This is a genomic window from Paenibacillus sp. cl6col (genome assembly GCF_900102125.1).
GTDB lineage: Bacteria > Bacillota > Bacilli > Paenibacillales > Paenibacillaceae > Paenibacillus_B > Paenibacillus_B suaedae.
In genome coordinates this window covers 462860-481788 of sequence record NZ_FNAZ01000003.1, presented here as the reverse complement: position 1 = coordinate 481788, position 18929 = coordinate 462860, and the positions used below count along the sequence as shown (strand labels likewise).

Here is an 18929-nt window from a genome sequence, read left to right as displayed (position 1 = left end):
CCTTGTTGGAGTATCAGATTGCTGAATACGTGTATTACCTGTTCAACATATACAGATGGTTAATTATTGTTTATATTTTGATGTCTTGGGTACCTAATGTACGCGAGAGCTTTATCGGCGAGATTCTAGGCAAGATTGTTGAGCCTTATTTGGCTCCGTTCCGCCGTATTATTCCGCCAATCGGCGGGATGCTGGACATTTCCCCAATCGTGGCATTGTTCACGCTTGAGTTCGTGTACAGAGGTGTAATTGCTGTACTTCAGTATTTTATTTAGCAATAGGTGAGTGCTAGTGATGACAGCAAATGAAAATATTTATACGCATTTTCACCCTGATGAGCGTGTGTTTGTCGATCGCGCTGCGGAGTGGGTGGAACGTGCGGCGCAAGTCCACGAGATCCGTCGTACTGATTTTTTGGATCCGAGACAAGCTTTTATTGTGGCTACATTGGTCAATCGGAATGCTGATGTTCAGCTGCGCTTGGATGGAGGGCATGAGCAGGCCGAACGCAAGCGTGCGCTCATTGCTCCTGATTATGTATACGCAGACGGAGAAGAAATGGGGATGCAAGTCCTTCAAATTACTTCTTCCGACCGCAATTGGGGGCAGCTTGAGCATGGCGATTTCTTGGGAGCTGTGCTCGGGCTTGGCATAAAGCGAGACAAAATTGGCGATATTCACGTTAACGATGATCGTTGCCACATTGTGATCACAGAAGAAATTGGGGCTTTTCTCGATACACATCTGCGTCAGGTACATCGCGTGAATGTAATGACCGAGATTGTCCCATTATCCGAGCTTCGTACTGCTCATGCAGAGCTGAATATGATGTCCATAAGTGTTGCATCCCTTCGATTGGATGGCATTGCCAGCGATGTATTCAGACTTAGCCGAACGAAGATCGTAACCCCGATCAAGGCGGGGAGATGCAAGGTGAACTGGAAGGTAGAAGAAAATCCGTCCACCCAGCTCCAAGCGGGGGATGTTGTCTCCTTGCAAGGGTTCGGACGATTCAAAGTAATAGAAATTGAAGGCGTGTCGAAAAAAGGCCGCATGCGTATTTCGGTAGGTACTTATACACGTTGAGCTCGCTGTAGTTTGTACGTTTGCAGCTAAGAGGGTTCGAAAAGACATGATTTGCCGCATGCTTTTGTAATTTTGAGGAGGTGCACACGATGCCATTGACACCACTAGACATACATAACAAGGAATTTAGCCGCAAGCTGCGCGGTTATGATGAGGACGCTGTTAACGAGTTCCTCGATCAGATTATTAAAGATTATGAAGCGCTAATTCGCGAGAACAAGGAACTGCAAAACCATGCAAACTCCTTGCAGGACAAGCTTGACCATTTCGCGAATCTTGAGGAAACCTTGAGCAAAACGATCATCGTTGCACAAGAAGCTGCGGATGAAGTGAAGAGCAATGCGAAGAAGGAAGCACAGCTTATCGTCAAAGAAGCTGAGAAAAATGCAGATCGCATCGTGAACGATGCACTGGCGAAGTCGCGCAAAGTTGCGTTGGAAGTTGAGGAGCTTAAGAAGCAATCCTCGATTTATCGTGCACGCTTCCGCACATTGGTTGAGGCTCAGATGGAGCTGCTCAATCAAGACGGCTGGGATGCGCTTGAGCGTGAAGAAGTGAAGGAAGTTAAAGAATTGTATTAGTCGTAGGGGCGGCTGATTGACATTTGCCGCAAAACACGATATAAATATGTATTAATAACGTGATATTCAATGACGGGAACGCACTGACACGCCCATCCGTTCTTCAGAGAGTCGGAGCAGGTGAGAACCGACGAACGAATCGTGTTCAGACATCATCCCAGAGAAGATATGCCGAATCCAGCTGGTTGGATTAAGGCTGGCGTAGTAAGCATATCCGGATCCCCTCCGTTATTGGGGGCTTGTATGCTTGGAGAAGCATGCATGATGAAGGTGCCGTACGACAATGTTGTAAATCATTGTTGGACGGAACAAGGGTGGTAACGCGAGCAGAACCTCGTCCCTTTTTGGGAGGAGGTTTTTTTTGTTTCCTCAATTATGTATCGAAGAAAGGAAGTATCACTGTGAGAAAAGTTGATGTCAAAGAACGCGCCCGGGAACGGGAGCTGCGTGTATTGGCGAAATGGAACGCGGAAGATACATTTGCCAAGTCCATCGAGCATCGCGCAGACAAACCTAATTTCGTATTTTATGAAGGACCGCCTACAGCAAACGGAAAGCCTCATATCGGGCACGTGCTCGGACGTGTAATTAAGGACTTTATTTGCCGCTACAAGACAATGTCCGGCTATCGTGTCGTGCGTAAAGCGGGCTGGGATACACATGGTCTACCTGTAGAGCTTGGTGTTGAGAAGCAGCTTGGCATTTCTGGCAAACAGGAAATTGAGAACTATGGGGTAGAAGCATTCGTTAAAAAATGTAAAGCGAGTGTATTCGAATATGAGAAGCAGTGGCGTGAGCTTACGGAAGCGATCGGGTACTGGACGAATCTCGATGATCCATACATCACGCTTGATAACAACTATATTGAAAGTGTGTGGCACATCCTGTCCACGATTCATAAAAAAGGATTGTTGTACCGTGGGCACCGTGTAAGTCCATATTGCCCATGCTGCCAAACGACACTCAGTTCGCATGAGGTAGCACAAGGTTATGAAACGGTTAAGGATTTGTCTGCAACTGTGAAGTTCAAGCTGCATGACAATGGCGAATATGTGCTTGCTTGGACAACCACACCGTGGACATTGCCAGCACACGCTGCACTTGCCATGAATCCGAACATGGATTATGTTCGCGTTCAGCAAGAAGACGGTGTATATATCGTTGCGAAAAATCTGGTTGAAGATGTGATGCAGGGCGAGTACACGATCTTGTCTGAGCATAAAGGCTCTGAGTTCATTGGCAAGACGTATGCTGCTCCATTCCCATATGTGATGCCCGAGAAGGGACATCTTATCGTCGCTGCTGATTTCGTAACAGATTCCAGCGGTACGGGTATCGTTCATATGGCCCCGGCTCACGGTGAAGACGACTACAAGAGCTGCCGTGAGAACGGAATCAGCTTCATCAGTGTTGTGAATGCCCAAGGCCGCTATAACGATGAGATTACTGATTTTGCAGGCCGCTTCGTGAAGGATTGCGATATCGACATCGTGAAGAAGCTGTCTGAGAACGGAATCTTGTACTCCAAGGAAAAATACGAGCACAGCTATCCATTCTGCTGGCGCTGCAAAACGCCGCTTCTCTACTATGCGACAGAATCGTGGTTCATTGAGACGACAGCGGTTAAAGATCAATTAATAGCAAATAACAGCAAGGTCGACTGGTACCCTGGTCATATTCGCGAAGGCCGCTTCGGCAACTTCTTGGAAGACTTGGTGGACTGGAATATTAGCCGTAACCGTTACTGGGGCACACCGCTAAACGTATGGGTATGCGGATCCTGTAAAGGTGAATACTCGCCAGACAGTCATCAAGACTTGCGTGATCGTGCGACGATGCCGGTAGATGAGAACCTGGAGCTGCATAAGCCATATGTGGATGAAGTTAAGCTGCACTGTCCGCATTGCGAACACGGTGAGATGGAACGTACGTCAGAAGTTATTGACGTATGGTTCGATAGTGGTTCGATGCCATTCGCTCAGCATCATCATCCGTTCGGAGATGAGAAGAAGTTCGAAGAACAGTTCCCTGCAGACATCATCTGTGAAGGAATTGACCAGACTCGCGGCTGGTTCTTCAGCTTGCTCGCCGTTGCAACACTGTATAAAGGCATAGCGCCATACAAGGCCGTTATCTCAACGGGTCACGTGCTCGATGAAAATGGACAGAAAATGTCCAAATCGAAGGGTAATGTTATCGACCCATGGGATATTATCAATGAGTACGGTACAGATGCATTCCGCTGGGCATTGCTGTCGGATAGTGCACCTTGGAACTCGAAGCGCTTCTCGAAGCAAATCGTAGCAGAAGCGAAATCCAAAGTAATTGATACGCTTGTGAACACGCATGCCTTCTATGCGCTGTATGCTTCCATTGATCAATATGATGCTAGTGCATATGAAGAGCGTCCGTCGAACAACAAGCTGGATCGTTGGATCTTGTCTCGCTTGCATACGCTGATCGCAAGTGTAAGCAAAGGACTGCAAGCGAATGACTTCTTGAATCCGGCAAAAGCTATCGAGTCTTACATCGATGAGTTGAGCAACTGGTACATCCGCCGTTCCCGTGACCGCTTCTGGGGCAGCGAGATGACAGAGGACAAGTTGTCCGCCTACCAAACGCTTCGCCGTGTTCTGCTCACGTTGTCCAAACTTATCGCGCCATATGCTCCGATGATTGCAGAAGACATCTACATGAATCTTGGCGGCACAAGCGAGAGTGTGCACTTAGCTGACTATCCTGTTGCAGATCAAGCCTTGATCGATGCCGAATTGGAACGCGATATGGAAACAGCTCGCGAAATCGTTGAGCTGGCACGCAACGTACGTAATGAAACAGGCATCAAGACGCGTCAACCGCTGTCTGAGCTTATCGTGTCCATGGATCGTGAGTTCCATCTGGAGGCTTATGAAGAAGTCATCAAGGAAGAGATCAATGTGAAGGAGATTCGCCTCGAGACAAGCGACTCCGGCTTTGTTGATTTCACATTGAAGCTGAACCTCAAAGTAGCGGGCAAGAAATACGGCAAAAATGTCGGTGTCCTGCAAGGCGCTTTGAAGTCGATGGCTGCTGAGGACACTCGTCGTATCGTCGAATCCGGTGTATGGAACTTCACGAACCAAGACGGTGAGAGCTTCGAGGTGACACGTGAGGAGCTTCTGATTGAGAAGCAAGCGAAATCTGGCTTCGCATCAGCATCAGGTTATCAAACTACAGTCGCATTGAATACGGAGATTACGCCGGAACTCGAGCAAGAGGGCTGGGTTCGCGAAGTTGTTCGCGGTATCCAAGACTTGCGCAAGAAGCTTGATCTGCCAATTGAGAAACGGGTCGATATCGTTCTGGATGTCGATGCGCAATTGCAAGCGGCGATTCAAGCGTTCGAGTCCACACTGCGTGATAACGTACTCGTTGCGAACTTGTCGTTTGGTTCTCAAGAGAGTATGGAATCCGTTGATTTGGGACAGAAGACGATCCGTGTCGCAATTGCGTAACAGTTCCTGCGTATAGATGTTTCCAATTCAGGGGAATCTATAGTGGTCGTTAATCGCGGACGAGTATAAGAGGGGAGAGCGTTGACCTTGCAGATGGATAATCCATCTGTTCGGTCACGCTCTTTTTGCGATATAAGGGGATGCAGTACATCGGCTTTCACAGAGGAGGAAATGTCTGTCATGACAGAGCATGATTCGAACAATTCTACAAATCCGCATAACCCAAGTGCCGAGCGTGAACAAACAATAATTCAACAAGAGGATGATACTCACATAACCAAGGGTAAGGAGCAACTCACGGATTCGAGTTCATTGGATACCCAGGGAGAATCGAAAGCAGGCAGCTCGATCACCTCTCCCCAAGATGAAGAAGATGCTAAAAAAATGATGAAGAGCATTCATGATTATACGCTGCAAATCGCACAAGCGATGGAGAAGTCTAGAATTTCAGAATACAATGAATTGCTGTTCAATCCGCGCAAGCTGATCTGGGTGAACCTTATGGGTGGAGCGGCCCGCGGTGTTGGAATTGCGATTGGATTTACGCTATTTACGGCTATCATTGTCTACATTTTGCAATATTTAGGCGCGCTCAATCTGCCTATCATCGGTGATTTTATCGCTGACATTGTACGGATCGTTCAACATCAGCTTGATGCGAAGTTCTATTGATTCCCATCGTAATCGGCATCATATTCTTGATCAGGCTCGAATAACCCGACGCCCTCTTGGTTATCCATATATTGACGATATTGACGATTGCGAACGATAGTTACATGGCGTCCTGTCATATCCGTAGCGACAAAGCTCTCATAGGCTTCAACACAGCCATCGAGTTCTTCGGATGCTTCGATGTAGAGATTGCCATAATCATCGACGTCGTGTTCTTCATGCATGGCAGGTGTATTGGATGTCCCCCAGGACTCGACTATTTGCCAAGCATCTTCACCGTCGAAGCCATTTTGCGTATCTTCGTCAAGGCTAGTCCTCCCGAATGGAGGCATAAGAAACTGTTCTTCGACCGGCCGACGTTCGGACACAATCTGCTCAGGGGAATGCTCGACGCAATACATCGTGGAAGGGACGGCTTCAAGACGTTCATAAGGGATGTCTTTGCCGCATACAACACACTTGCCGTATTGTCCCTTATCCATGCGGGATAGTGCAGTATCAATGCGTTCAAGCAATATTTCATCGTGCTCATTTAGTGCGATGTCCTTACCGCGCTCGAACATCTCAGTACCAACGTCCGCGGGGTGATTGTCCAGTGTAGATAGCTCTCCTGTGTTTTCACGTAAAGAATTGGACAAGCCATAATGATCTCCGTGATGAAGACGGCGCTCGATCTGAGCCTTGGATTGCAGCAATTGTTGTTGCAAGCTGTTTAATTGTTCAGAGGATAGTCGATTCATTCGTGCAGAACGCTCCTTTCGCGTTGGCGTAACTTATGTCTAGCATGTGCAAGTTGAAGGACGTTCCTGCGTGGTAAATGGCGTAGGCGTTGGATTGGTTTGGGTTCGGCTCCTGTGATACAATGAGCACAGCTTCAAGTTCTTTCACACTTAATAAAAATTAAATGAGGTGACTGTGGCACGTGTGGTACTATATTATCGCCTTTATCGTTTTGCTGATTGATCAAGTAAGCAAATGGATGATCGCTACGAATTTGCAACTGAGAGAAAAAATTTCGGTAATTGGTGACTTTTTCTTGATTACGTCGCATCGGAATACGGGGGCGGCCTTCAGTATTTTAGAAAATCAACGCTGGTTCTTCATTGTCATTACGATAGTGGTAGTAATCGGACTTGTATGGTATATGCAGAAGATTAAACACCAGAGTGGGGTCATATTACCACTGGGACTCAGCTTTATCTTAGGTGGGGCGATTGGCAATTTTATCGACCGTCTGCTTACAGGGGAAGTTGTTGATTTCCTGCAGTTCAATTTCGGGTCTTACACGTTCCCAATATTCAATGTAGCAGATATGGGAATTTGTATCGGAGTAGGACTGGTACTGCTTGATGCGCTCGTTACCGTGAAGCGGGAGAATCAATCCGGCACGGGTACACCTGCAGAACAACAAGATCATTCATCGAACCAAGCATAGGATTAGCATAGAGGGGATTGTAAGCAATGACAGAAGAACATCAAATGCAAGAACAAGCAGGGGACGAAGGTCGGGAGCCATACATATGGACGGTCGAGTTGGCTAATGCAAAAGATCGGATCGACAAATTTATTACAGAGTCAATTGAAGAAGAGGTTTCTCGGTCACAAGTCCAACTATGGATACGTGATCAGCATGTGCTCGTGAATGGTAATCCAGTGAAGCCGAACTACAAAGTAGCTGCCGAAGATGTCATCACACTGACAATGCCAGAGCCGGAGTCTGCCGATATTGTAGCTGAGGATATTCCACTGGATGTATATTTTGAAGATAAGGACGTTATTGTAATTAATAAGCCGCGTGGTATGGTTGTCCATCCAGCACCAGGACATACCTCGGGGACGGTTGTTAATGCATTGATGTTCCATTGTCGTGATTTGTCTGGTATTAACGGCGAACTTCGGCCTGGAATTGTTCACCGCATTGATAAGGATACATCAGGCTTGCTGATGGCGGCCAAGCATGATCGCGCACATGTTCACCTGGCAGCACAGCTGAAAGAGCATTCGGTTACACGGAAATATGTGGCGCTTGTGCACGGGAATGTGCCTCATGATCAAGGAACAATCGACGCCCCAATTGGGCGTGATACCCATGATCGGAAGATGTACACCGTAACCGAGAATAACAGCAAGCATGCGGTGACACATTTTAAAGTAATGGAGCGGTTCGGGGACGCGACCCTTGTTGAATTGCAATTGGAGACAGGTCGTACACATCAGATCCGTGTGCATATGAAATTCATTGGTCATCCTCTTGTCGGGGATCCAATGTACAGTCGAGGGACGCGCGGTCTGACTATGAATGGACAGGCATTACATGCCATGACGCTGGGATTCGTACATCCTGCAAGCGGGGAGACTGTGGAACTTCATGCTCCGCTTCCGGAAGACATGGAGAACTTGCTTCATTCCATTCGCAATAGATAGTTGCTGTTTAGTCATAATTATGCAAATTAAACCATGATATTTAGTTGTAAAACAGTGTGTATTCTTATATTCGTATGAAAAAAGTGCAAATTGTATTGGAGATCGTTCATTCCTTTCGTCGTCATTATCAAGCATAGTTAATACATTGGCATCATAACCGATGATATAAGACTAGTGCAGGAGAAAGGGCTGGATAAGATGACGACAGAATTTTATCAAAACACATATATTCAACATACATTTGCAGAGCGAATTGGCGGAGCCAATTACGGAAAAGACACGAATATCTACAAATTTGAAAAGATCAAACGAGCTAAGGCTGCTGCCAAATTACAGTTCCCTGATGTGGAATTAATCGATATGGGTGTCGGTGAACCGGATGAAATGGCTGACGCAGGTATCGTGGCTGCATTGGCAGAAGAAGCGTCCAAGCCTGAAAACCGCGGTTATGCTGATAATGGAATTGCAGAGTTTAAGCATGCTGCGGCAACCTATTTGAAAGAAGTATTTCAGGTCGAAGGGATTGATCCAGACACTGAGGTGCTTCATTCCATTGGTACGAAGCCAGCGCTTGCGATGCTGCCTTCCTGCTTCATCAATCCAGGGGACATTACGATTATGACGGTTCCTGGCTATCCGGTAATGGGTACGCACACGAAATATTTAGGAGGAGAAGTGTATAACATTCCGCTTACGGCTGACAATAACTTCTTGCCTGATTTGGATGCGATCCCTGAAGAGGTGTGCCAACGGGCCAAGCTGCTCTATTTGAACTATCCGAACAATCCAACTGGAGCAGTAGCGAGTGTTGAGTTCTTCACCAAGGCCATTGCTTGGGCGAAGCAGCACAAGGTCATCATTGTACATGATGCCCCTTACGCAGCGTTGACCTATGACGGCAACAAGCCGCTAAGCTTCTTGAGCGTACCTGGGGCGAAGGACGTTGGGGTTGAGCTCCATTCCTTGTCCAAGTCGTACAACATGACGGGATGGCGCATTGGCTTTATTGCCGGCAATCCGCTCATTGTGAAGGCATTCGGTGACGTCAAGGACAATAACGATTCCGGCCAGTTCATCGCGATCCAGAAGGCAGCTGCATACGGCCTGGCTCATCCAGAGATTACGAAAGCGATCGCTGACAAATACTCTCGCCGTCATGACCTGCTAGTTGCAGCACTTAATGAAGCGGGATTCCGTGCCGTTAAGCCGCAAGGTTCCTTCTTCCTCTATGTTGAAGCGCCAAAGGCGGTGCAGGGAGGGCCAGAATTTAGAACGGCTGAGGACTTCTCCCAATATTTAATTCGAGAGAAGTTAATCTCGACAGTGCCTTGGGATGATGCAGGACGCTTTATTCGGTTTTCAGTTACGTTCCAAGCCCGGGGCGAGGCGGAAGAGAAGCGTGTAATGAGTGAGCTCAAGCGCAGACTTACCGACGTTGAATATATTTTCTAAAATTTATATGAGTACTATTACTTGACATGGATCGTGAGAAGTGGGATAATCCAGTTAATCAAATAAGACCTTTAAATCAGTCCCGTGAGACTGGCAAGGTAACGCTCGTTTACGAGAAAGAACACGTGAAGAGCGGAAGGAAGAAGCATGTCCGTTAGATGCCGAGAGCTATGATGGATCGCGAAGAGCTTCTACTTCTGCGCTGTAGCTTCATGCAGCTTCTTTCCGCGCATATCGTGAATGCACAACTCCTTGCCTACGGGCAAGGAGTTTTTTTGTATCTGCGCACACTATCGATAAACAGCCCAGTCCTTACTCGTGTAAGGGTGGGAAAACGGAAGGAGACAAAATCCAAATGAGCACGACCGAATTCAACATCATTATGGATGAAGCAGCGATTCGACGAGCACTAACACGGATCGCACACGAAATTCTCGAACGAAATAAAGGCATTGAAAACTGTGTACTTGTCGGAATCCGGACAAGAGGGATCTTCTTCGCAAGGCGCATTGCCGAACGAATCCAACTGATTGAGAATGTGAACATTCAAGTCGGAGAGTTGGATATCACGAGATATCGCGATGACAAGAAGCGGGAAGAGCGGGAGGCGGCAGACATTAGTGAGCCATTCCCAATACAGGATAAGAAAATTATCTTGTGCGACGATGTGCTCTATACAGGGCGGACGATTCGTGCAGCAATGGATGCACTAATGGATCAGGGCCGACCGCAAATGATTCAGCTGGCGGTACTGGCAGATCGAGGGCATCGGGAATTGCCGATTCGACCTGATTATGTCGGTAAAAACGTACCGACTTCACGCACCGAAGAGATTGAAGTTGCCTTGAAGGAATTAGACGGCATCGATGAAGTGAAAATCGTACACCACAGGGGGTAGCAGTAATGACAATACAGTTGGAACGTACGGTAAAAGACCGCAGCTTACTGGGCTTAAAGTCACTAAGCAGATTCGAAATCGAATCCATATTGAATCGAGCCGCACATTGGGATGGGCAGGATGTTAAAGTACAAGATGCATTAAAAAATAAATTTGTAGCCAACATGTTTTTCGAGAACAGCACGCGCACCCGCTGTTCGTTCGAAGTAGCCGAGAAGCGTCTGGGTGCAGAGGTTATCAACTTCTCTGCATCCTCCTCGAGTGTAGAGAAGGGCGAATCAATCTACGATACGGTTCGAACACTCGAATCTATGGGCATGGATGCAGGGGTTATCCGCTTGAAGCCGATTGGGCTCTTGGAACAAATTGCGGAACGCGTCAAGATGCCGCTGATCAACGCAGGCGACGGGAATAATGAGCATCCCACACAGGCACTCCTAGACCTGTACACAATGCGCAAGCATTTTGGACAGCTAGATGGACTGAATGTCACGATAGTCGGAGATGTTGAGCATAGCCGAGTGGCACGCTCTAATTTATACGCGCTTCGCAAGTTCGGAGCGAACGTAAGCTTCTGTGCACCGGATAATATGCGTGCTCATGATTTGGACGCACCGTATGTGACGATAGATGAAGCGCTGCAGTCAGATGTGGTCATGATGCTTCGCGTACAACTTGAGCGTCATGAATCAGAAGTGATGCACTCGACAGCGGCGTACCGGTCAGAGTACGGCATGACGCTTGAACGCGTCGCATTGATGAAGAAACATGCGATTGTTATGCATCCAGCCCCTGTCAATCGCAATGTAGAAATTGATGACGAGGTCGTTGAAGCAGAACAGTCGCGAATCTTCGAGCAAATGGCAAACGGGGTTCCCGTACGGATGGCAGTACTGGAGCGAGCACTCTCATAGGAATCACTTCTTATATAGAAGAAATCGATAGATTGAAATTGAATGAAATTGAAAAATACCAACCAGACGGACGAACACTTCACAATGGCACTGTAAGGAGAGAGAAACCGATGATCGTATTAACAAATGCAAAGATATTAAATACCGAAGGCGAATTGGTTGACGCTAACATTTGGATGGAAGAAGGCGTCATCCGTCGGATTACGAATCGCGAAGAAGCTGCTCCAGCGGGAGCAGAAGTTCATGACATCGAAGGAAAATTCGTATCGGCAGGCTTCATCGACATGCACGTTCATTTGAGAGAGCCTGGCTTTGAACATAAAGAAACGATTGCAACAGGTACTCACTCCGCGGCAAAGGGTGGATTTACAACAATCGCATGTATGCCAAATACACGTCCAGTCACAGACACACCAGAAACGGTACAACTTATACTCGATAAGGCTAAGCAAGAAGGCTATGTGAAGGTCTTGCCTTATGGCTCAATTACGAAGAGTGAGCTGGGAAGAGAGCTTACAGACTTTGTAGCCTTGAAAAATGCAGGTGTTGTCGGCTTCACTGACGATGGGGTTGGCGTACAGAATGCCCAAATGATGAAGGATGCGATGAACTGGGCCAAGGAACTGGGCATGCCGGTTATCGCACACTGTGAAGATGATTCGCTAGTTAAAGGTGCGGCAGTAACAGATGGAGAGTTCGCCCGCAAGCATGGATTGAAGGGGATTCCGAATGAATCGGAAGCGATTCATGTAGGCCGGGATGTGCTGCTGGCAGAAGCGACAGGCGTACATTATCATGTGTGCCACGTTAGCACAGAACAGTCCGTTCGGCTTATCCGTCAAGCGAAGCAGTTCGGTGTGAAGGTGACTGCAGAGATATGTCCACATCACCTGCTTCTCTCAGATGAAGATATCCCGGGATTGGATGCAAACTGGAAGATGAATCCACCGCTTCGCTCTCCTCGCGATGTAGAAGCCTGCATTGAGGCGCTGGTAGATGGCACAATCGACATTGTCGTAACAGACCATGCGCCACATAGTGAAGAAGAGAAAGCCAAAGGGATGGAGCTTGCACCGTTCGGTATTGTCGGATTGGAAACAGCATTCCCTCTCCTTTATACGAAATTTGTAGCGACAGGCAAATGGCCGCTATCTCTGCTCATCAATCGCATGACAAGCGACCCGGCAAGAACGTTCGGCTTGAATACAGGACGTCTTGAAGAAGGAGCGCCGGCAGACATTACGGTTATTGACTTGGAGACCGAGCATAAAGTGAATCCGGACGAATTCTTGACTAAGGGACGGAATACGCCGTTTACAGATTGGAGCTTGAAGGGATGGCCAGTGAAGACATTCGTAGACGGCCGTCTTGTATGGAGCAAGTAACAAGATTGATAGATAGTCCATTATAGATAGATAAGAATAGCAACGTGAAGTGCACAAGATAGAGAGCGAGGAGTGACGGACATGCAAGCAAGATTGTTGTTGGAAGATGGTACCCTCTTTACAGGAACGGGGTTCGGTGCAGACGGTGAGTCTGTAGGTGAGGTTGTATTTAATACAGGGATTACAGGATATCAAGAGGTATTGTCCGACCCATCTTACTGTGGACAAATTGTAACGATGACGTACCCGCTGATTGGCAACTACGGCATTACGCGGGATGACTTCGAATCCATTCGTCCTTACGTAAACGGGTTCGTCGTGCGCAGACATGAAGAAGTTCCTAGCAACTGGCGCGCTGAGTATTCGGTAGACCGTCTTCTGAAAGAATACGGCATCGTAGGCATCAGCGGCATCGATACGCGCATGCTGACTCGCAAGCTTCGTCACTTTGGTACGATGAAGGGATTGCTGACAACGGGCAACCAATCAATAGAAGAATTGAAGGAAATGCTAGGTGTTGCGGAATTGATGCGGGATCAAGTAGCACGCACTTCAACGAAGCAGCTGTTCTCCAGCCCTGGTGACAAAGAACGCATCGTACTTGTCGACTTCGGCGCGAAGAGCGGTATCGTGCGCGAGCTGACAAAGCGCGGCTGTGATGTAGTCGTCGTTCCTCATGACACAACAGCAGACGAAATTCGGCGCTTGCGCCCTGATGGAATTCAATTGTCCAACGGCCCTGGGGATCCGAAGGATGTGCCGCATGCTGTGAAGATGCTGCAAGAGCTTCTTGGAGAGTACCCAATCTTCGGTATCTGCTTGGGACACCAATTGTTCGCACTCGCTTGCGGAGCTGACACTGGGAAATTGAAGTTCGGCCATCGCGGTGGAAATCATCCGGTTAAAGAGCTCGCAACGAATCGCTGCTATATTACTTCTCAGAACCATGGATATACAGTTCTGGAGGATTCGGTACAAGGTACGGAATTGAAAGTAACTCATATCAACAATAACGATAAAACAATTGAAGGACTTGCACATGCGAAGTACCCAGCCTTCTCGGTACAATATCACCCAGAAGCGGCTCCTGGTCCGCATGACAGCAGCTACTTGTTCGACCAATTCATTGATATGATTCGAGAGCATAAACGCAATCAACCTAAGACTCCGCGCCAAGCGGAGCTCGTAGCACAGCTGAAAGGGGAACTATAAAATGCCGAAAAATAACAACCTCAAGAAAATCCTTGTTATCGGATCAGGCCCGATCGTAATCGGTCAGGCAGCCGAGTTCGACTATGCAGGAACACAAGCATGTGAAGCACTGAAAGAAGAAGGCATGGAAGTCGTTCTTATCAACAGCAACCCAGCTACGATTATGACAGATACAAATATGGCCGATAAGGTGTATATCGAGCCGATTACTCTGGAGTTTGTAACACAGATTATCCGCCAAGAGCGCCCAGATGGATTGCTTCCGACACTGGGTGGCCAGACTGGCTTGAATATGGCTATGGAACTTGCTCGTGCAGGTGTGCTTGAGCAAGAGAACGTGAAGCTTCTCGGGACGCAGCTAGATTCCATTGAGCGCGCAGAAGACCGTGACTTGTTCCGCGACCTGATGCGTGAACTGGAGCAGCCGGTACCGGAAAGTGTTATTGTCAACTCGGTACAGGAAGCAGTTGACTTCGCAAATACGATTGGGTACCCAATCATCGTCCGTCCTGCTTATACGCTTGGGGGTACAGGCGGCGGTATTTGTGCGAACGAAGAAGAGTTGCGCGATACGGTTGCATCAGGTATCCGCTACAGTCCAATCGGACAGTGCTTGATTGAGAAGAGCATCGCGGGCATGAAGGAAGTCGAGTACGAAGTTATGCGTGACGCGAACGACAACTGTATCGTAGTCTGCAACATGGAGAACTTCGACCCGGTAGGTGTCCATACTGGCGACAGTATTGTCGTAGCACCGAGCCAAACGCTGTCGGATCGCGAGTATCAAATGCTGCGCTCCGCATCGCTTAAAATTATCCGCGCGCTCAACATCGAGGGTGGATGTAACGTTCAGTTCGCGCTGGATCCACACAGCTATCAATACTATGTCATCGAGGTTAACCCTCGTGTCAGCCGCTCTTCTGCACTCGCTTCGAAAGCAACAGGCTATCCGATTGCGAAGATGGCAGCGAAAATCGCGGTCGGCTACACACTTGACGAAATCGTGAATCCAGTTACGGGGCAAACATACGCATGCTTCGAGCCTACACTCGATTACATCGTATCGAAGATTCCACGCTGGCCGTTCGATAAATTCACACAAGCGAACCGTAAGCTCGGTACGCAAATGAAAGCAACTGGCGAAGTCATGGCTATCGGACGTACATTCGAAGAGTCCATGCACAAGGCAATCCGCTCCCTGGAAATCGGCGTACATCGCTTGATGTTGAAAGGTACGGAAGAGCTGGACAAAGAAACACTGGGATATCGTCTGCAAACACCAGATGATGAGCGCATGTTCTTGCTGGCAGAAGCATTCCGCCGCGGATACACACTGCAGCAGTTGCAGGATCTCACGAAAATCGACTGGTGGTTCCTCGACAAGCTGGAAGGCATGGTCAAGTTTGAGGATCGCATTCGTGAAGAAGAAACACTGACTGAGCAAACGCTCTACGAAGCGAAGCGCATGGGCTTCACAGACCGCGCGATTGCTGAACTGCGCAGTGAAGGCCAGCCTGGCGGCACTTACACGAAGGAAGCCGAGGTTCGTGACTATCGGGTACAACAAGGCTTGAAGCCTGTCTATAAAATGGTCGATACATGTGCGGCAGAGTTCGAAGCGACAACACCGTACTACTACTCGACCTATGAAGTAGAAAATGAAGTTATTGAATCCAATAAAGAAAAAATCTTAGTACTTGGCTCTGGTCCAATTCGCATCGGTCAAGGTATCGAATTCGACTACTCGACTGTACATGCGGTATGGGCGATTCAAGATGCAGGGTATGAAGCAGTAATCATCAACAACAATCCTGAGACCGTATCAACGGACTTCAACACATCAGACCGCTTGTACTTCGAGCCGCTCTTCTTCGAAGACGTAATGAATGTTATTGAGCAGGAGAAGCCGGTAGGGGTTATCGTCCAATTCGGTGGACAAACGGCTATCAACCTTGCAGCACCGCTGGCAGCTGCTGGTGTGCGGATTCTCGGTTCGAGCTTGGAGAGCATCGATGAAGCGGAAGACCGGAAGAAATTCGAAGCTTTGCTGTCGCGCCTTCATATTGCACAGCCGCAAGGCAGCACGGTAACATCTGTTGACGAGGCAGTAGGTACGGCACAATCACTCGGCTACCCGGTACTTGTTCGTCCATCCTACGTTCTGGGCGGACGCGCAATGGAAATCGTGTACTCTGACCAAGAACTGTTGACCTACATGGAGCAAGCAGTGAAAATCAACCCTGAGCATCCGGTTCTCATCGACCGCTACATGCTTGGCAAAGAGGTTGAAGTCGATGCCATCTGTGATGGCGAGACGGTGCTTATCCCTGGTATCATGGAGCATGTTGAGCGCGCAGGGGTACACTCCGGTGACTCGATTGCGGTATATCCACCACAGCACTTGTCCGAAGAGCTGAAGCAGCAAATCGTGGATGTTACGATTCGCATCGCAAAGGAACTGAAGACAGTCGGCTTGATTAACATCCAGTTCGTCATCTACCATGACCAAGTATATGTGATTGAAGTGAATCCACGCTCCTCGCGTACGGTTCCATTCTTAAGTAAAGTGACGAACATTCCAATGGCGAATGTGGCAACGAAACTTATCTTGGGTACGAAGCTGAGTGACCTTGGCTATCAAGAGGGCTTGTGGCCAGAAGATGACCATGTATCGGTTAAAGTTCCTGTGTTCTCGTTCGCGAAGCTGCGCCGCGTTGAACCGACACTCGGTCCTGAGATGAAATCAACAGGTGAAGTTATGGGACGCGACAAGCAATATGCGAAGGCATTGTACAAAGGCCTTATCGGTTCCGGTATGAAGATTCCTTCCACTGGCGCCATCATCTGTACAGTAGCAGATAAGGATAAGGAAGAAGCAGTTGAATTGATGCGCGGTTTCGTGGGCCTTGGCTACAAGATCATTGCGACAGGTGGAACAGCGGTTGCGCTTGAAAATGCAGGTCTGAGCGTGACAAATGTCAAGAAACTGACAGAAGGCTCGCCTAACATTCTGGATCTCATCCGCGGAGGAGAGGCGCACTTCGTTGTCAACACCTTGACGAAGGGCAAAACGCCAGAACGCGATGGCTTCCGCATTCGCCGCGAAGCAGTAGAGAACGGCGTAGTCTGCATGACATCGCTGGATACTGTACGCGCGCTGCTGGGCATGCTGGAGCAAATCAACTTCTCATCCCGCGCAATGCCGGTTGTTCAGAAGTAATCACTGAAGAAATAGACGAGTATCGTCTCACAATAAAGCAGAATCGAGGAGGCCGCAAGGCCTCCTCGGAGTATGAATAGGCTATGGACGAAGCTTGGGGCAAGGTACGAGAAAAATACGAAGAGGTGTCACGATGAACAAACGATGGAGCGAGGCAGAAGCGGCGGGCAGAATTATGGTCGCACTGGATTATCCGAATGCAGACGCAGCGAGAGAGCTGCTGCAGCAGCTGCAAGGAATCCCTTGTTATATGAAGGTAGGCATGCAGTTGTTCTATGCAGCGGGCCCAGCGTTTGTTCGCGAGCTGAAGGATAAAGGCTACAAAGTTTTTCTTGATGTAAAGATGCATGATATCCCGAACACAGTTAAGGGTGGAGCGAACAGCATCACGAAGCTAGGCGTTGATATGTTCAATGTCCATGCAGGCGGCGGTGCAGCGATGATGGCTTCTGCTATGGAGGGTGTAGAAGCGGCACTGGCTGAAAATGCGGAGTTGAAACGACCCGTCGTGATTGCAGTCACGCAATTAACGAGCACGAATGAAACGGTGATGAATGAGGAACTCGGAATTCCTGGCAAGGTAGCTGACACTGTCGTACGTTATGCGAAGCTGACAAAGCTAGCAGGGCTTAACGGGGTTGTGGCATCGCCTCAGGAAGTAACTGCAATTAAGGCTGCTTGCGGAGAAGAATTCCATACGATTACGCCTGGGATCCGTCCAGCAGGTAGTGCAAAGGGTGACCAATCCCGTGTCATGACTCCAGCACAAGCATTTGAGCAAGGAACAGATTATATTGTGGTCGGCCGCCCGATAACTGCTGCACCGAATCCACGCGACGCGATTCTATCTATTATGAAGGAGCTGTTGAACTAATGACTACAACGAACCTGGAACGCACAATTGCACAGCATCTATTAAATATCCAAGCGGTAGCGCTTCGTCCAAATGAACCATTTACGTGGACGTCAGGCATGAAATCTCCAATCTACTGCGACAATCGCTTGACAATGTCCTACCCAGAGATTCGAGATGCAATTGCAGAAGGATTTGCTTCCTTGGTGAAACAATACGCTCCTGATGCAGAAGTTATCGCAGGCACAGCTACAGCAGGCATTCCGCATGCTGCTTGGGTAGCGGACAAACTTGGCTTGCCAATGGCTTATATTCGCGACAAGGCAAAAGGCCACGGAAAGCAAAATCAAATTGAGGGAATCATTCGTCCTGGACAGAAGGTTGTTGTCATAGAGGATTTGATTTCTACAGGTGGAAGCTCCTTGAAAGCCGCACTTGCCGTGAAGGAAGCAGGAGCTAAGCCATTGGCAGTACTGGCGATCTTCAGCTACCAATTGGAAAAAGCAACTTCTGCATTCGAGGAAGCAGGGATTCCACTTCGCACGCTGTCGAACTATACAGCACTGACGCAGACGGCACTGGATCATGGTGTTATTCAAGCCGAAGATATGGATGTGCTCCAAGCATGGCGTCATGATCCAACGACATGGGGCAACTAAGAAGAAAAGAAGGCGAATTTGAATTTGATTTTGAATTCTATTTCTATAGATAACATTTCTTGAAGACCTTTCCTGCATC

17 protein-coding genes are annotated in these 18929 nt (G+C 48.3%); 16 read left to right on the top strand and 1 reads right to left on the bottom strand.

Features of this window, described 5'->3' with window-relative positions; genetic code table 11:
• Nucleotides 1–2 precede the first annotated feature (2 nt).
• From BLS15_RS10230 to BLS15_RS10210, 6 genes are all read left to right on the top strand, one after another.
• The gene (locus tag BLS15_RS10230; RefSeq protein ID WP_036592436.1) at nucleotides 3–275 is read left to right on the top strand and encodes a YggT family protein; all 273 of its coding nucleotides are present in this window, start codon (nucleotides 3–5) and stop codon (nucleotides 273–275) included.
• Between the two features lie 19 nt (nucleotides 276–294).
• Nucleotides 295–1086 (top strand): YlmH family RNA-binding protein, encoded by a 792-nt coding sequence (locus BLS15_RS10225; RefSeq protein WP_028531269.1) that lies wholly within the window; start codon nucleotides 295–297, stop codon nucleotides 1084–1086.
• An 89-nt stretch (nucleotides 1087–1175) separates the two neighbouring features.
• Nucleotides 1176–1667 carry a DivIVA domain-containing protein gene (locus BLS15_RS10220; protein ID WP_021256741.1) on the top strand — a complete coding sequence of 164 codons (492 nt, stop codon included), beginning with the start codon at nucleotides 1176–1178 and terminating at the stop codon, nucleotides 1665–1667.
• 120 nt (nucleotides 1668–1787) lie between these two features.
• Nucleotides 1788–1988 (top strand): hypothetical protein, encoded by a 201-nt coding sequence (locus BLS15_RS28525; protein WP_139170655.1) that lies wholly within the window; start codon nucleotides 1788–1790, stop codon nucleotides 1986–1988.
• Between the two features lie 80 nt (nucleotides 1989–2068).
• The gene (ileS, locus tag BLS15_RS10215; protein WP_028531268.1) at nucleotides 2069–5161 is read left to right on the top strand and encodes an isoleucine--tRNA ligase; all 3093 of its coding nucleotides are present in this window, start codon (nucleotides 2069–2071) and stop codon (nucleotides 5159–5161) included.
• A gap of 384 nt (nucleotides 5162–5545) precedes the next feature.
• Nucleotides 5546–5833 (top strand): DUF5665 domain-containing protein, encoded by a 288-nt coding sequence (locus BLS15_RS10210; protein WP_051250047.1) that lies wholly within the window; start codon nucleotides 5546–5548, stop codon nucleotides 5831–5833.
• On the opposite strand, the gene BLS15_RS10205 is transcribed toward BLS15_RS10210, so the two are convergent.
• Nucleotides 5827–6573, bottom strand: a complete 747-nt coding sequence (locus tag BLS15_RS10205; protein ID WP_090511332.1) for a TraR/DksA C4-type zinc finger protein — start codon at nucleotides 6571–6573, stop codon at nucleotides 5827–5829. The genes BLS15_RS10210 and BLS15_RS10205 overlap by 7 nt on opposite strands.
• Nucleotides 6574–6755: 182 nt before the next feature.
• On the opposite strand from BLS15_RS10205, the gene lspA reads away from it, so the two are divergent.
• From lspA to pyrE, 10 genes are all read left to right on the top strand, one after another.
• The gene (gene lspA / locus BLS15_RS10200) at nucleotides 6756–7268 is read left to right on the top strand and encodes a signal peptidase II (protein WP_021256737.1); all 513 of its coding nucleotides are present in this window, start codon (nucleotides 6756–6758) and stop codon (nucleotides 7266–7268) included.
• 26 nt (nucleotides 7269–7294) lie between these two features.
• Nucleotides 7295–8257, top strand: a complete 963-nt coding sequence (locus BLS15_RS10195; protein WP_021256736.1) for an RluA family pseudouridine synthase — start codon at nucleotides 7295–7297, stop codon at nucleotides 8255–8257.
• A 198-nt stretch (nucleotides 8258–8455) separates the two neighbouring features.
• Nucleotides 8456–9709, top strand: a complete 1254-nt coding sequence (locus BLS15_RS10190) for an LL-diaminopimelate aminotransferase (protein ID WP_090511327.1) — start codon at nucleotides 8456–8458, stop codon at nucleotides 9707–9709.
• 355 nt (nucleotides 9710–10064) lie between these two features.
• A complete protein-coding gene (gene pyrR / locus BLS15_RS10180) occupies nucleotides 10065–10607 on the top strand; it encodes a bifunctional pyr operon transcriptional regulator/uracil phosphoribosyltransferase PyrR (protein WP_021256733.1) in 543 nt (180 codons plus the stop codon).
• A 5-nt stretch (nucleotides 10608–10612) separates the two neighbouring features.
• Nucleotides 10613–11521, top strand: a complete 909-nt coding sequence (locus tag BLS15_RS10175; protein ID WP_021256732.1) for an aspartate carbamoyltransferase catalytic subunit — start codon at nucleotides 10613–10615, stop codon at nucleotides 11519–11521.
• A 110-nt stretch (nucleotides 11522–11631) separates the two neighbouring features.
• The gene (locus BLS15_RS10170; protein WP_021256731.1) at nucleotides 11632–12906 is read left to right on the top strand and encodes a dihydroorotase; all 1275 of its coding nucleotides are present in this window, start codon (nucleotides 11632–11634) and stop codon (nucleotides 12904–12906) included.
• Nucleotides 12907–12987: 81 nt separating this feature from the next.
• The gene (carA, locus tag BLS15_RS10165) at nucleotides 12988–14118 is read left to right on the top strand and encodes a glutamine-hydrolyzing carbamoyl-phosphate synthase small subunit (RefSeq protein ID WP_021256730.1); all 1131 of its coding nucleotides are present in this window, start codon (nucleotides 12988–12990) and stop codon (nucleotides 14116–14118) included.
• A gap of 1 nt (nucleotide 14119) precedes the next feature.
• Complete coding sequence (carB, locus tag BLS15_RS10160) at nucleotides 14120–17338, top strand: carbamoyl-phosphate synthase large subunit (protein WP_028531262.1); 3219 nt, start codon at nucleotides 14120–14122, stop codon at nucleotides 17336–17338.
• A gap of 133 nt (nucleotides 17339–17471) precedes the next feature.
• Nucleotides 17472–18212 carry an orotidine-5'-phosphate decarboxylase gene (pyrF, locus tag BLS15_RS10155; RefSeq protein WP_028531261.1) on the top strand — a complete coding sequence of 247 codons (741 nt, stop codon included), beginning with the start codon at nucleotides 17472–17474 and terminating at the stop codon, nucleotides 18210–18212.
• Nucleotides 18212–18850 (top strand): orotate phosphoribosyltransferase, encoded by a 639-nt coding sequence (gene pyrE, locus BLS15_RS10150; RefSeq protein ID WP_028531260.1) that lies wholly within the window; start codon nucleotides 18212–18214, stop codon nucleotides 18848–18850. The genes pyrF and pyrE overlap by 1 nt, the downstream gene beginning before the upstream one ends.
• Nucleotides 18851–18929: the final 79 nt, after the last annotated feature.